The organism is Streptomyces sp. NPDC053513 (genome assembly GCF_044544765.1).
Taxonomy (GTDB): Bacteria; Actinomycetota; Actinomycetes; order Streptomycetales; family Streptomycetaceae; genus Streptomyces; species Streptomyces litmocidini.
Genome location: NZ_JBITXP010000001.1, coordinates 376,389 through 388,255, shown reverse-complemented (window position 1 = coordinate 388,255; position 11,867 = coordinate 376,389). Strand labels below are relative to the sequence as shown.

The 11,867-nt window shown below is 72.7% G+C and carries 14 protein-coding genes; 8 read left to right on the top strand and 6 right to left on the bottom strand.

Annotated elements, in window-relative coordinates; genetic code table 11:
- Positions 1-12 precede the first annotated feature (12 nt).
- The gene (locus ACIGW4_RS01590) at positions 13-1,170 is read left to right on the top strand and encodes an acetyl-CoA C-acetyltransferase (protein ID WP_399577726.1); all 1,158 of its coding nucleotides are present in this window, start codon (positions 13-15) and stop codon (positions 1,168-1,170) included.
- Here ACIGW4_RS01590 and ACIGW4_RS01585 read toward each other — a convergent pair.
- The 5 genes from ACIGW4_RS01585 to ACIGW4_RS01565 all read right to left on the bottom strand — a co-directional run bounded on the left by ACIGW4_RS01585 (position 1,154) and on the right by ACIGW4_RS01565 (position 5,251).
- Positions 1,154-1,699 (bottom strand): VOC family protein, encoded by a 546-nt coding sequence (locus ACIGW4_RS01585; RefSeq protein ID WP_123457120.1) that lies wholly within the window; start codon positions 1,697-1,699, stop codon positions 1,154-1,156. The two genes, ACIGW4_RS01590 and ACIGW4_RS01585, sit on opposite strands and share 17 nt — an antisense overlap.
- 96 nt (positions 1,700-1,795) lie before the next feature.
- Complete coding sequence (locus tag ACIGW4_RS01580; RefSeq protein WP_399577724.1) at positions 1,796-2,860, bottom strand: NAD(P)H-dependent flavin oxidoreductase; 1,065 nt, start codon at positions 2,858-2,860, stop codon at positions 1,796-1,798.
- Positions 2,857-3,624 (bottom strand): CoA-transferase subunit beta, encoded by a 768-nt coding sequence (locus ACIGW4_RS01575; protein ID WP_399577721.1) that lies wholly within the window; start codon positions 3,622-3,624, stop codon positions 2,857-2,859. The genes ACIGW4_RS01580 and ACIGW4_RS01575 overlap by 4 nt, the downstream gene beginning before the upstream one ends.
- Positions 3,621-4,469: a CoA transferase subunit A gene (locus tag ACIGW4_RS01570; RefSeq protein ID WP_123457678.1), complete on the bottom strand. Its 849-nt coding sequence runs from the start codon at positions 4,467-4,469 to the stop codon at positions 3,621-3,623. Before ACIGW4_RS01570 ends, ACIGW4_RS01575 begins: the two co-directional genes overlap by 4 nt.
- Before the next feature lie 14 nt (positions 4,470-4,483).
- Positions 4,484-5,251, bottom strand: coding sequence for an enoyl-CoA hydratase family protein (locus ACIGW4_RS01565; protein WP_123457123.1), 768 nt, complete (start codon positions 5,249-5,251; stop codon positions 4,484-4,486).
- Between the two features lie 78 nt (positions 5,252-5,329).
- Here ACIGW4_RS01565 and ACIGW4_RS01560 point away from each other — a divergent pair, with 78 nt between their 5' ends.
- The 3 genes from ACIGW4_RS01560 (at position 5,330) to ACIGW4_RS01550 (ending at position 7,592) form a co-directional block, all read left to right on the top strand.
- On the top strand, positions 5,330-6,106 hold the full coding sequence (locus tag ACIGW4_RS01560) for an SDR family oxidoreductase (RefSeq protein ID WP_399577718.1): 777 nt from the start codon (positions 5,330-5,332) through the stop codon (positions 6,104-6,106).
- Between the two features lie 25 nt (positions 6,107-6,131).
- Positions 6,132-7,043, top strand: coding sequence for an SDR family oxidoreductase (locus ACIGW4_RS01555; protein ID WP_399577716.1), 912 nt, complete (start codon positions 6,132-6,134; stop codon positions 7,041-7,043).
- A gap of 246 nt (positions 7,044-7,289) precedes the next feature.
- Complete coding sequence (locus ACIGW4_RS01550; RefSeq protein WP_399577713.1) at positions 7,290-7,592, top strand: hypothetical protein; 303 nt, start codon at positions 7,290-7,292, stop codon at positions 7,590-7,592.
- A gap of 77 nt (positions 7,593-7,669) precedes the next feature.
- Here ACIGW4_RS01550 and ACIGW4_RS01545 read toward each other — a convergent pair whose 3' ends face one another.
- On the bottom strand, positions 7,670-7,867 hold the full coding sequence (locus ACIGW4_RS01545) for a hypothetical protein (RefSeq protein WP_399577711.1): 198 nt from the start codon (positions 7,865-7,867) through the stop codon (positions 7,670-7,672).
- A gap of 82 nt (positions 7,868-7,949) precedes the next feature.
- Here ACIGW4_RS01545 and ACIGW4_RS01540 point away from each other — a divergent pair, with 82 nt between their 5' ends.
- The 4 genes from ACIGW4_RS01540 to ACIGW4_RS01525 are packed head-to-tail and all read left to right on the top strand — an operon-like array spanning position 7,950 to position 11,866.
- A complete protein-coding gene (locus tag ACIGW4_RS01540; protein WP_123457128.1) occupies positions 7,950-8,732 on the top strand; it encodes a 2-keto-4-pentenoate hydratase in 783 nt (260 codons plus the stop codon).
- 7 nt (positions 8,733-8,739) lie between these two features.
- Positions 8,740-9,651, top strand: coding sequence for an acetaldehyde dehydrogenase (acetylating) (locus ACIGW4_RS01535; protein ID WP_399577707.1), 912 nt, complete (start codon positions 8,740-8,742; stop codon positions 9,649-9,651).
- Positions 9,652-9,663: 12 nt separating this feature from the next.
- Positions 9,664-10,686, top strand: coding sequence for a 4-hydroxy-2-oxovalerate aldolase (dmpG, locus tag ACIGW4_RS01530; protein WP_123457129.1), 1,023 nt, complete (start codon positions 9,664-9,666; stop codon positions 10,684-10,686).
- 25 nt (positions 10,687-10,711) lie between these two features.
- Complete coding sequence (locus tag ACIGW4_RS01525; protein ID WP_399577705.1) at positions 10,712-11,866, top strand: Rieske 2Fe-2S domain-containing protein; 1,155 nt, start codon at positions 10,712-10,714, stop codon at positions 11,864-11,866.
- Position 11,867 lies beyond the last annotated feature (1 nt).

Here is an 11,867-nt window from a genome sequence, read left to right as displayed (position 1 = left end):
CAAGGAGTGACCATGGCCGAGGCCTACATCGTCGAAGCGGTACGCACCCCGGTCGGCCGGCGCGGCGGCGGACTGTCCGCCGTCCACCCGGCCGACCTCGGGGCCCATGTGCTCAAGGCGCTGATGGAGCGGGCGGGCGCCGACCCGGCCGCCGTCGAGGACGTCGTCTTCGGCTGCCTGGACACCGTCGGCCCGCAGGCCGGCGACATAGCCCGCACCGCCTGGCTGGCCGCCGGACTGCCCGAGGAGGTGCCCGGCACGACCGTGGACCGCCAGTGCGGCTCCTCCCAGCAGGCCCTGCACTTCGCCGCCCAGGGCGTCCTGTCCGGCACCCAGGACCTGGTGGTCGCGGGCGGCGTGCAGAACATGTCGATGATCCCCATCGCCTTCGCCAGCCGCCAGGCCGCCGACCCGCTCGGGCTGACCGAGGGTCCGTACGCCGGCTCCGAGGGCTGGCGCGCCCGCTACGGCGACCAGCCCGTCAACCAGTTCCACGGCGCCGAACTCATCGCCGCCAAGTGGGACATCTCCCGCCGGGACATGGAGGAGTTCGCCCTCCGCTCGCACCGGTGGGCCGCCCGCGCCATCGACGAGGGCCGCTTCGACCGCGAGATCGTCCCCTACGGCGACGTCACCACCGACGAGGGCCCGCGCCGCGACACCACCCTGGAGAAGATGGCCGGACTGAAGCCGCTGGTCGACGGCGGCCGGCTGACCGCGGCGGTCTCCTCGCAGGTCTCCGACGGCGCCTCGGCGATGCTGATCGCCTCGGAGCGTGCCGTACGGGAACACGGACTGACGCCGCGCGCCCGCGTCCACCACCTGTCCGTCCGGGGCGAGGACCCGATCCGCATGCTGTCGGCCCCGATCCCGGCCACGGCGTACGCCCTGAAGAAGGCCGGGATAACGCTCGACGACATCGACCTGGTGGAGATCAACGAGGCCTTCGCCTCCGTCGTCCTCGCCTGGCTGAAGGAGACCGGCGCCGACCCGGAGAAGGTCAACGTCAACGGCGGCGCCATCGCCCTCGGCCACCCGCTCGGCGCCACCGGCACCAAGCTGACCACCACCCTCCTGTGCGAGCTGGAGCGCACCGGCGGCCGCTACGGCCTGCAGACGATGTGCGAGGGCGGTGGTCAGGCGAACGTGACGATCATCGAGCGTCTCTGACGCCGCTCTCGAAGATCTCGCGCCACACGGCGTGATCGGTGCGGGGGCCGCCGGGGGTCTCCGCACCGTAGACCGCGATCTCGGCGTCGATGTCGAGCGGGCGGGTGGGCGAGGTCATCGCCGAGAGCTCCCCGGCGACGGCCGCGTCGGGGACCAGCCAGCACACCTCGAACTCGATGCCGTCCGGGTCCCGGGCGTACAGGGCCTTGGTGGAGGCGTGGTCGCTCGCCCCCGTCAGGGCCCCAGCCCCGGCCAGCCGGGCCCGCATCCGTCCCAGCTCGGCCAGGGTGTCCACCTCCCACGCCAGGTGGTACAGGCCGACCCGCCCGGTGCGCGGCCCTGAACCGGGCTCGGGGGACTGGAACAGACCCAGGTCGTGGTCGTTGGCCGAGCCCGCCGCCTGGAGGAAGGCCGCTCCGGGGAACGCCTGCGGCAGCGGCCGGAACCCGAGGACGTCGCGGTAGAAGGCGAGGCTGCGCTCCAGGTCGGAGACGAAGAGGACGGCGTGGTTCAGCCGCTGGATCGGCATGGCGGTTCCGTTCGGGTGGGTGCGGGACAGATCAGGTGGAACACGTGTCCGCCGGGGTGAAGGCACCCCGGCGGACACGTTCGTGCGGGTGACGGGTCAGCCCGTGGCGGGCAGGGTGCGGAGCGCGGCCTGCGCCTCCGCCATCAGCCGCTCGACGAGCTCGGCACAGGACGGCAGGTCGTCGATCAGCCCCGCGACCTGCCCGGAGGCCATCACGCCCAGATCGGTCCGGCCCTCGACCATGGACGCCTTGAGCAGCATCGGGGTGTTGGCGGCCAGCAGGATCTGGCTCCACGTCAGGTCCTTGCCGTGCTTCATCGCCAGGCCGTCCCGGACCATCTGCGCCCAGCTCATGCCGGAGTCGCGCCGGAAGGCCGCGGCGTGCCGGACCGCCCGCAGCAGCGAGGCGGCCCGGCCCGAGCGCTCCAGCGCGTCGACCAGCTCCGTCCGCAGCATCCGGTGCGGCAGCCCGTCCACCTTCGTGGTCACCGTGACGTCCGTGACCGCCGCTTCGAGGTAGCGGGCCTTGACCGCGTCGGGGACGGTGCTGTCGGAGGTGAGCAGGAAGCGGGTGCCCATGGCGATCCCGGCCGCGCCGTACGCCAGGGCCGCGACCAGGCCGCGCCCGTCGTGGAAGCCGCCGGCCGCGACGACCGGGATGTCCACGGCGTCCACGACCTGCGGCAGCAGGACGGTGGTGGCGACGCTGCCGGTGTGGCCGCCGCCCTCCCCGCCCTGCACGATCACCGCATCGGCGCCCCAGGCCGCGACCTTCTCGGCGTGCCGCCGGGCCCCGATGGACGGGACGACGACGACACCCGCGTCCTTGAGCCGCGCGATCAGCTCGCGGGACGGCGCGAGCGCGAACGAGGCGACCTTCACGCCCTCCTCGATGACGACCCGCACGCGCTCGGCGGCGTCCCCGGCGTCCGCCCGCAGGTTCACGCCGAAGGGCGCGTCCGTACGGGACTTCACCTCGCGCACCGCGGAGCGGAGCCGGTCGACGCTCATCGTCGCCGAGGCCAGGATCCCGAGCGCCCCGGCGTTCGCGGTGGCCGAGACCAGGCGGGGACCGGCCACCCATCCCATGCCGGTCTGCACGACGGGGTGCCGGACCCCGACGAGCTCGGTGAGACGGGTGGCGATGGTGACGTCGCTCATGAGGGGACCTCCCGGTCACGCAGTCCCTTCGGGTCGATCTCCTCGCGGATCAGCCGGAGCGCCTCCGCGGTGGGCTCACGGGTGTACGGCACCTCGTCGGGGACGGTCAGCGCGAAGCCGGTGGCCGCCCTGACCTCCTCCACCGTGACGCCGGGGTGCAGCGAGCGCAGCCGCATGGTGCGGTCCGGGGTCTCGAAGTCGAAGACGCCCAGGTCGCTGATGACGTCCGGGAGGCGGTGGTAGCGGGTCGCGGAGGGGCCGGCCGCGGCGGCCCGGTCGTAGCCGACGCCGCAGACCATGTCGACCCGCTCGACGAAGACGCGGGTCGAGTGCTTGGGGACCCAGTAACTGGTCGGGTTGTTCAGGGTGTTGACGGGCGCGCCGCGCACGCCGAGGAGCTGGCGCCTCGGCCGCGCCCAGTCGCCGATGCAGCTGATGTTCTGGTTGCCGTACCGGTCGAGCTGGCTTGCGCCCATCATCACGTGCCGGCGCCCGGTGGCGACCATGGCCAGGTGCTGCCGGTACGGCAGCCAGCCCTCCACCACCCGGGGCGCGGCGCCCACCGCCGGCACGTCGGCGACGAGCAGCGCCTCCCCGTCGGTCAGCAGCAGGTCGGGGGCGAAGGTGAGCTTCGCGAGGCGGGCGCCGATCATCGGGACGGTGCCCATGGGACTGGCCAGGACCTCGCCCGCGTCCCGCCAGGCCTCGGCGCAGGCGACGACGCAGTACTCGGCCCGCGTCGCGTTCGTCGGGGTCCCGCTCACGCTTCCTCCTTCTGGAACGCCGCGACGGCGGCCTGGTAGGCGTCCTCGTCGCCGGACAGGAACCGGGCGGTGAACCCCCGCCAGGCCTCCGGGTCCCGGGCCGCCTTGACGTAGGCGCGCTGGAAGGCCTCGTCCCGGTCGTGGTCGGGGGCGCAGGAGGTGAAGTGCGCGCCGTTCGGCGTCTCGACGACACCGTCGACGAAGGCGCGCTTGACCAGCAGCGACTGCGGCCCCGCGTCCTTCAGCAGCTCCGAGGTCTCCACGATCCGCTCGCAGGAGACGTACGCGGCGTCGGCGGCCTCGCAGAACAGGTCGTCGAAGTACGGGTCGGGGCCCAGGTACTGGCCGTTGCCCTGCGCGTCGGCACGGTTGAGGTGGACGAGCGCGGCGTCCAGCCGCAGCGCGGGCACGGCGACGAGCTCCTCGCGGTCGTCGTACGGGGAGGTGACCGTCCGCAGCGAGGAGTTGACGGTCATCACGTCCGAGGCGAGCCCGGCCCGGATGGGCATGAAGGGCAGCCGGTGCACGGCGGCGGTCAGGCCCCACATGACCATCGCCTCGTCCAGCTCCACCAGTTCGAAGTCACCGCGCTGCCGGGCCGCGCCGAAGTGCGGCTCCAGGGGCACGGAGTCGAGCGTGGCGAAGGCCGCGACCAGCTTGCGGATCTTCCCGGCCGCGGCGAGCAGCCCGACGTCCGGGCCGCCGTACGACACCACGGTCAGGTCGGTGACGTCGGACCGCAGCAGCGCCCGTACCAGCGCCATCGGCTTGCGGCGCGAGCCCCAGCCGCCGATGCCGATCGTCATCCCGCTCCGGAGCCGGCCCACGACCTCCTCGGCGGTCATCGTCTTGTCCCTGCTCACGACTGCTGCTCCTTGTCCGTGCCGTCGTTCCTGCCGAAGGCGTCGCGGACCCGGTCGGCGACGCCGCTGAGGTTGGCCTCGAAGGTGAAGCCCTGTTCGAAGCGGTAGCTGCGGTGGACGTCCACCGGGTCGATGCCGTTGATCGCGGCCTTGGCGAGCCGGATCAACCGCCCGTCCTTGGCGGCGATCTCCCGCGCGAGGCCGAGTGCCGCGTCGAGCAGCCGCTCGCGCGGGACGACCCGCCAGACCGAGCCGTGCCGGTGCAGCTCCTCGGCGGTGACCGTGCGCGAGGTGTAGTACAGGGCCCGCATCAGCTGCTGCGGGACGAGCCGGGCCAGGTGCGTGGCCGCGCCGAGCGCGCCCCGGTCCAGCTCGGGCAGGCCGAAGGTCGCGTCCTCGGAGGCGACGATCGCGTCGGCGTTGCCGACCAGGCCGATGCCGCCGCCGAGGCAGAAGCCGTGCACGGCGGCGACCACCGGCACCTCGCAGTCGTAGACGGCGGCGAAGGCCTCGTGACAGCCGCGGTTGGCGCCCAGGAGGGCGTCGTGTCCGGGCGTGCGCTGGATCTCCTTGATGTCGACGCCGGCGTTGAAGCCGCGGCCCTCCGCGGTGAGCACGACGCAGCGCACCTCGGGATCGGCACCGGCGGCGCGCACCGCCGCGGCGAGGTCGTACCAGCCCCGCACGGGGAGGGCGTTGACCGGGGGGAAGTCGACGGTGACGACGGCGACGCCCTTGTCGGGGGCGGAGGTGGAGACACCCATGAGCAGATCAGCTACCTTTCCACCAAACGTTTGTTAGGTGGAAGATAGCAGCGGTTCGCACGCTGCGGGAGGTGTCCCTTGCCAGTCACCATCGATCTGACGGGTTCGGTGGCCGTCGTCACCGGTGGCACGCGGGGCGTCGGCGCCGGTGTCGCCCGCGCTCTGCTCGAAGCCGGCGCGGAGGTCGTGACCTGCGCGCGACGCGCCCCCGATAAGCCCGTCGAGGCGGCCGGGCGCACGGCCCGCTTCCTCCCCGTCGACCTGCGCGACCCGGCCGCCGTCGCGGAGTTCTTCGAGCGGGTGCGCGACGACCACGGCAGGCTGGACGTCCTGGTCAACAATGCGGGAGGAACCCCGTTCCGGATGCTCGGCGAGGGGAGCGCCGAGCAACAGGCACGCGTCCTCGAACTGAACCTCATCGCCCCGCTGACCGCCTCCCTCGCCGCGTACGAGGTGATGCGCCACCAGCCCGGCGGCGGCTCCGTCGTCATGATCGGCAGCGTCAGCGGCACCCGCCCCTCACCGGGCAGCGCGGCCTACGGCGCCGCCAAGGCGGGCCTCGACAACCTCGCCCGGTCCATGGCGGTGGAATGGGCGCCGCTGGTCCGGGTCAACACGCTCGTCCCCGGCATGGTGCGCACCGAACTCTCCCATCTGCACTACGGGGACGAGGACGGCATCGCCTCCGTCGGCCGCACCGTGCCGCTCGGCCGGCTCGCCGAACCCGCCGACATCGGCGACGCCTGCGTCTTCCTCGCCTCCGACAAGGCCGCCTACATCACCGGCGCCAGCCTGCTCGTCCACGGGGGCGGGGAACGCCCGGCGTTCCTGGACGCGGCGACGGTCAACCACTGAACCCACTCACTGAAAGGCACTTGCCATGACAGGACTGTGCAACGGACGCGTCGTCATCGTCACCGGGGCGGGCCGCGGGCTCGGCCGCGCGCACGCGCTCGCCTTCGCCGCCGAGGGCGCCAGGGTCGTCGTCAACGACCTCGGCGTCGGCCTCGACGGCACCGGGGGCGGCGCGGGACCCGCCCAGCAGGTCGTCGACGAGATCATCGCGTCGGGCGGCGAGGCGGTCGCCCACGGCGGCGACATCGCGACGACGGACGGCGCGGCTTCACTCGTCGCCACGGCGCTCGACGCCTTCGGCCGCCTCGACACCCTCGTCAACAACGCCGGCTTCCTGCGTGACCGGATGCTCGTCAACCTCGACGAGGACGACTGGGACGCCGTCATGCGCGTCCACCTCAAGGGCCACTTCCTGCCGCTGAAGCACGCGGCGGCGTACTGGCGGGCGGAGGCCAGGGCCGGGCGCGAGCCCGTCGCGCGGGTGGTCAACACGAGCTCCGGCGCGGGGCTGCTCGGCAGCGTCGGCCAGGGCAACTACTCCGCCGCGAAGGCCGGGATCGTCGGCCTCACGCTCGTGGCCGCCGCCGAGATGTCCCGCTACGGCGTCCAGGTCAACGCGATCGCCCCGGCGGCCCGCACCCGGATGACGGAGCAGACCTTCGCCGAGACGATGGCCGCGCCTTCGGGGGCCGGTTTCGACGCGATGGCCCCGGAGAACGTCTCCCCCCTCGTCGTCTGGCTGGGCTCCGCGGCCTCGGCGGGTGTCACGGGGCGTGTCTTCGAGGCCGAGGCGGGCCGGATCACGGTCATGGAGGGCTGGCGGCCGGGCCCGACGGCCGACAAGGGCGCCCGCTGGACGCCGACGGAGGCGGGCGAGACGACCCTGAAGCTCCTGGCCGCCGCGGAGCCCCCGCACCCGGTGTACGGCGCACGCTGAGGGCTCCGCCGCCAGTGGACGGCCGTCGCGGAACACCGCCCCCGCCGTCGGGCCCGCCCTCCCCGCTCCGGAACGGTGGGCTTCGGAGTCCCGGGGTGCTCGGACCGGCCCGCACGGTACGTCCGCCGTGCGGGCTGTTGTCTTCGACCGTCCCGGTTGCGGTGTGCTGCCGAGATGCACCTCGTCGTCGCTTTCGGTCAGGCATCGTATGCGCATGCGTGTCCACAACCGAAAAGAAGATCGACGATGGGGCATCGCAGAAGCGGCACTCCGGGCCCGGACATCGTCAACGGCCTGGGCGGCGACGGGTCCGACATCCTGGTCGGAGACGGCTGTTCGAGTGCGGGGCGCGGCTCGGGCGGCGGGAGCGACCGCCTGGAAGGCGGGGCCGCCGACGACCGCCTCATCGGCGACAGCCTGGGCTCCACCGCCTCCGGCGGCGGACGCGACCACCTCGACGGCGGCGACGGCGCCCCGGACGTCTGTGACGGCGAGTCGGGCACGGACAAGGCCACGGCGAGCTGCGAGGCGACACCGGACGTCCCCTGACCGCGCCACCGCGACGAAGACCGCCGGCCCCCGGGACGCCTACGGGCGCACCCCGGGGGCCGTGGGTCGAGCAGTGTTCACGGGACATCCCTCTGCGCCGTGCCGTCGAAGTGGCGCCGGGCCAGCTCCCAGGCGGATTCCCCGCACGCGCGCCCCGTCGCGCGCGCGTCGAGGTCACCCTGCTCGAAGCGGATGCCCCCGTACCGGCGGGACAGGCCGGCCTGGTCGGCGGCGTGGCAGCGCTCCCGGCCGCCCCGTCCCCCTTTCCCGCTCACCGGGAACCGGCGCTCCCCGCCACCCGCACCCCCCGCCTAGCCTCCCCGCACAGCCCCAACCGCCCCGCAGGAGGGACCCGCCATGCTCACGGACCGCCGGAGACACGAGGCGGCCGAGCTGCTCCGCTCCGCCGAACAGCACGTCGCGCCGATCGCCCCGCTGACCGACGCGTTCCCCGGCATCGACACCGAGGACGCGTACGAGATCCAGCTCGTCAACATCCGCCACCGCCTCGCCGCCGGCGCGGAGGTGCGCGGTCACAAGGTCGGTCTGTCCTCGCCGGTCATGCAGCGGATGATGGGCGTCGACGAACCGGACTACGGGCATCTGCTCGACGACATGGAGCTCCGGCCGGAGGTCCCCGTCCGCGCCGCCCGCTACTGCTCCCCCCGCGTCGAGGTCGAGGTCGGCTTCGTCCTCGGCGACGACCTGCCGGGCGAGACCTGCACCCCGGCGGACGTCCTCGCCGCCACCGAACGCGTCGTGCCCGCCCTGGAGCTGATCGACAGCAGGATCCGGGACTGGCGGATCACCATCGCCGACACCATCGCGGACAACGCCTCCTCCGCCGGTTATGCGATCGGCGAGGGGCGGGAGCCCCGTGAGCTCGACCTCACGGCGATCGACGCCAGGCTGACTTCCGGCGCCGAGCTCCTCGCCGAGGGACGCAGCGACGCCGTGCTCGGTGACCCGGCCCGCTCCGTCGCCTGGCTCGCCCGTACCGTCGCCCGCTTCGGCGTGCCGCTGAAGAAGGGGCACCTGGTGCTGCCCGGTTCGTGCACCCGGGCCGTCGACGTGGCGGCCGGGGCGACCTTCACCGCCGAGTTCACCGGCCTTGGCTCCGTCTCCCTCTCGTTCATCTGAGGTGATCATGACCATCAAGACAAAGGCGACCGCCGCCATCGTCGGATCCGGCAACATCGGCACCGACCTGCTCTACAAGCTGCTGCGCTCCGAGCACGTCGAGCCCCGCTGGATGATCGGCGTCGACCCCGACAGCGAGGGCCTGGCCCGCGCCGCCCGCGCCGGCCTGGAGGCCACCCACGAGGGCGTCGACCGGCTCCTCTCCCAGGACGAGAAGCCCGACATCGTCTTCGAGGCCACCAGCGCCTACGTCCACCGCGCCAACGCCCCGCGCTACGCGGAGCTCGGCATCAAGGCGGTCGACCTGACCCCGGCGGCCGTCGGCCCCGCCGTCGTACCGCCCGCCAACCTCCACGAGCACCTCGACCGGCCCAACGTCAACATGATCACCTGCGGCGGACAGGCCACCATCCCCATGGTGTACGCGGTCTCGCGCGTCGTCCCCGTGCCGTACGCGGAGATCGTCGCCTCGGTGGCGTCCGTCTCCGCCGGTCCCGGAACCCGCGCGAACATCGACGAGTTCACCCGCACCACCTCCCGCGGCATCGAGACCATCGGCGGCGCCGGGCGCGGCAAGGCCATCATCATCCTCAACCCGGCCGAGCCGCCCGTCATCATGCGCGACACCGTCTTCTGCGCCATCCCCGAGGACGCCGACCGGGACGCCATCGCCCTCTCCGTCAAGGAGGTCGCCGAGCAGGTCGCCGCGTACGTCCCCGGCTACCGGCTGCGCGCCGAACCGCAGTTCGACGACCCGAGCCCCGAGAACGGCGGGACGGCACGCGTCGCGATCTTCCTGGAGGTGGAGGGCGCGGGCGACTACCTGCCGCCCTACGCCGGAAACCTCGACATCATGACCGCCGCCGCCACCAAGGTCGGCGAGGAGTTCGCCAAGGCGATCCTCGCCCCGGGCGCGTAAGGAGCACCCCGCATGCCCTACTCGGACACCCTCGACATCCGGATCACCGACTCCTCCCTGCGCGACGGCTCCCACGCCAAGCGCCACCGGTTCACCGCCGAGGACGTACGGTCGGTCGTCGCCGCCCTCGACGACGCCGGCGTCCCCGTGATCGAGGTGACGCACGGCGACGGACTCGGCGGATCCTCCTTCAACTACGGCTTCTCCAAGACCCCCGAGCAGGAACTCATCAAGGTCGCCGTCGACACCGCGCGGCGGGCGAGGATCGCCTTCCTCATGCTCCCCGGACTCGGCGTCAAGGACGACATCCGGGCCGCCCACGGCAACGGCGCGGGCATCTGCCGCATCGCCACCCACTGCACCGAGGCCGACATCGCGGACCAGCACTTCGGACTCGCCCGGGAGATGGGCCTGGAGACCGTCGGCTTCCTGATGATGGCCCACTCCACGACCCCCGAGAAGCTGGCCCGGCAGGGCAGGATCATGGCCGACGCGGGCTGCCAGTGCGTGTACGTCGTCGACTCGGCCGGCGCCATGGTCATGGACGACGTCACCGCCCGGGTCGAGGCCCTGGTCGCCGAGCTCGGCGACGACGCCCAGGTCGGCTTCCACGGCCACGAGAACCTCGCCCTCGGCACCGGCAACTCCATCGCCGCGATCAGGGCCGGGGCCCTCCAGATCGACGGCTCCACCCGCCGGCTCGGCGCCGGCGCCGGCAACACCGCCGTCGAGGCCCTGGTCGCCGTCTGCGCCAAGATGGGCATCCGTACCGGCGTCGACGTCCTGAAGATCATCGACGCGGCCGAGGACGTCGTCCGCCCCGTCATGGACGAGGAGTGCCGGCTCGACCGCCTCGCCCTGCTCATGGGCCACGCCGGCGTCTACTCCAGCTTCCTCAAGCACGCCTACCGGCAGGCCGAGCGCTACGGCGTCTCCGGCGCCGAGATCCTCCTGCGCGCCGGTGAACGCCGCCTCGTCGGCGGTCAGGAGGACCAGCTCATCGACATCGCCGTCGAACTCGCCGCACAGAAGTGAACCGACAGAAAGCAGGAGGGACGAGATGACTGCTCTCAACGACGAGGTCCGGGTCATCGACGCGGGCAGGCCGCCGACGCGGTTCGCCCGCGGCTGGCACTGCCTCGGCCTCGCCGAAGCCTTCAAGGACGGGAAGCCGCACGAGATCGAGGCCTTCGGCACCAAGCTGGTGGTCTTCCGGGGCGAGGACGACGGACAGCTGCACGTCCTGAACGCCTACTGTCCCCACATGGGCGGCAACCTCGCCCAGGGCAGCGTCAAGGGCGACGCCGTCGCCTGCCCCTTCCACGACTGGCGCTGGTCGGGCGACGGCCGCTGCGCCGGCATCCCGTACGCCCGCCGCGTCCCGCCCCGCGCCAGGACCCGCTCATGGATCTCCCTGGAGCGCAACAGGCAGCTCTTCGTCTGGAACGACCCGGAGGGAAACCCGCCGCCCCCCGAGGTGACCGTCCCCGAGATCGCGGGCGTCCACGGCCCCGACGCCGAGCAGTGGAGCGACTGGACCTGGAAGACCCTCCGGGTCGAGGGCGCCAACTGCCGCGAGATCGTGGACAACGTCGTGGACATGGCGCACTTCTACTACGTCCACTACGCCTTCCCCGAGTACTTCAAGAACGTCTTCGACGGCCACGTCGCCACCCAGTACATGGAGAGCAGCCCCCGCGGGGACATGGAGCTGGGCACCCTCAGCTCCGGCCGCCTGCGCTCCGACGCCTCCTACTTCGGCCCCTCCTACATGATCGACCACCTCTACAGCGACGTCGGCGGCGGCGCGGAGATGGAGATCGTCCTCATCAACTGCCACTACCCGATCGACGAGAACAGCTTCCTGCTCCAGTACGGGGCGATCGTGAAGCGCCTCCCCGGGATGACGGACGAGCAGGCCGCGGAGGCCGCGCGGCTCACCGCCGAGGGGGCCACCGTCGGCTTCGAGCAGGACGTCGAGATCTGGCGGAACAAGACCCGGATCGACAACCCCCTGCTCACCGAGGAGGACGGCCCGGTCTACCAACTGCGCCGCTGGTACGAGCAGTTCTACGTCGACGTCGCCGACGTCAAGGACGAGATGACCCGCCGCTTCGAGTTCGAGATCGACACCCGGCGCGCCAACACGGCCTGGCGCGCCGAGGTCGAGGAGAACCTCGCGCGCCGCGCGGCGGAGACGGGAAGCGGAGCCTGAC

Bases quoted from the DNA above. Each gene is read 5' to 3' on its own strand.
- ACIGW4_RS01590 (WP_399577726.1), top strand. From the start codon at position 13: ATGGCCGAGGCCTACATCGTCGAAGCGGTACGCACCCCGGTCGGCCGG.
- ACIGW4_RS01585 (WP_123457120.1), bottom strand. From the start codon at position 1,699: ATGCCGATCCAGCGGCTGAACCACGCCGTCCTCTTCGTCTCCGACCTG.
- ACIGW4_RS01580 (WP_399577724.1), bottom strand. From the start codon at position 2,860: ATGAGCGACGTCACCATCGCCACCCGTCTCACCGAGCTCGTCGGGGTC.
- ACIGW4_RS01570 (WP_123457678.1), bottom strand. From the start codon at position 4,469: ATGACCGCCGAGGAGGTCGTGGGCCGGCTCCGGAGCGGGATGACGATC.
- ACIGW4_RS01565 (WP_123457123.1), bottom strand. From the start codon at position 5,251: ATGGGTGTCTCCACCTCCGCCCCCGACAAGGGCGTCGCCGTCGTCACC.
- ACIGW4_RS01555 (WP_399577716.1), top strand. From the start codon at position 6,132: ATGACAGGACTGTGCAACGGACGCGTCGTCATCGTCACCGGGGCGGGC.
- ACIGW4_RS01550 (WP_399577713.1), top strand. From the start codon at position 7,290: ATGGGGCATCGCAGAAGCGGCACTCCGGGCCCGGACATCGTCAACGGC.
- ACIGW4_RS01540 (WP_123457128.1), top strand. From the start codon at position 7,950: ATGCTCACGGACCGCCGGAGACACGAGGCGGCCGAGCTGCTCCGCTCC.
- ACIGW4_RS01535 (WP_399577707.1), top strand. From the start codon at position 8,740: ATGACCATCAAGACAAAGGCGACCGCCGCCATCGTCGGATCCGGCAAC.
- dmpG (WP_123457129.1), top strand. From the start codon at position 9,664: ATGCCCTACTCGGACACCCTCGACATCCGGATCACCGACTCCTCCCTG.
- ACIGW4_RS01525 (WP_399577705.1), top strand. From the start codon at position 10,712: ATGACTGCTCTCAACGACGAGGTCCGGGTCATCGACGCGGGCAGGCCG.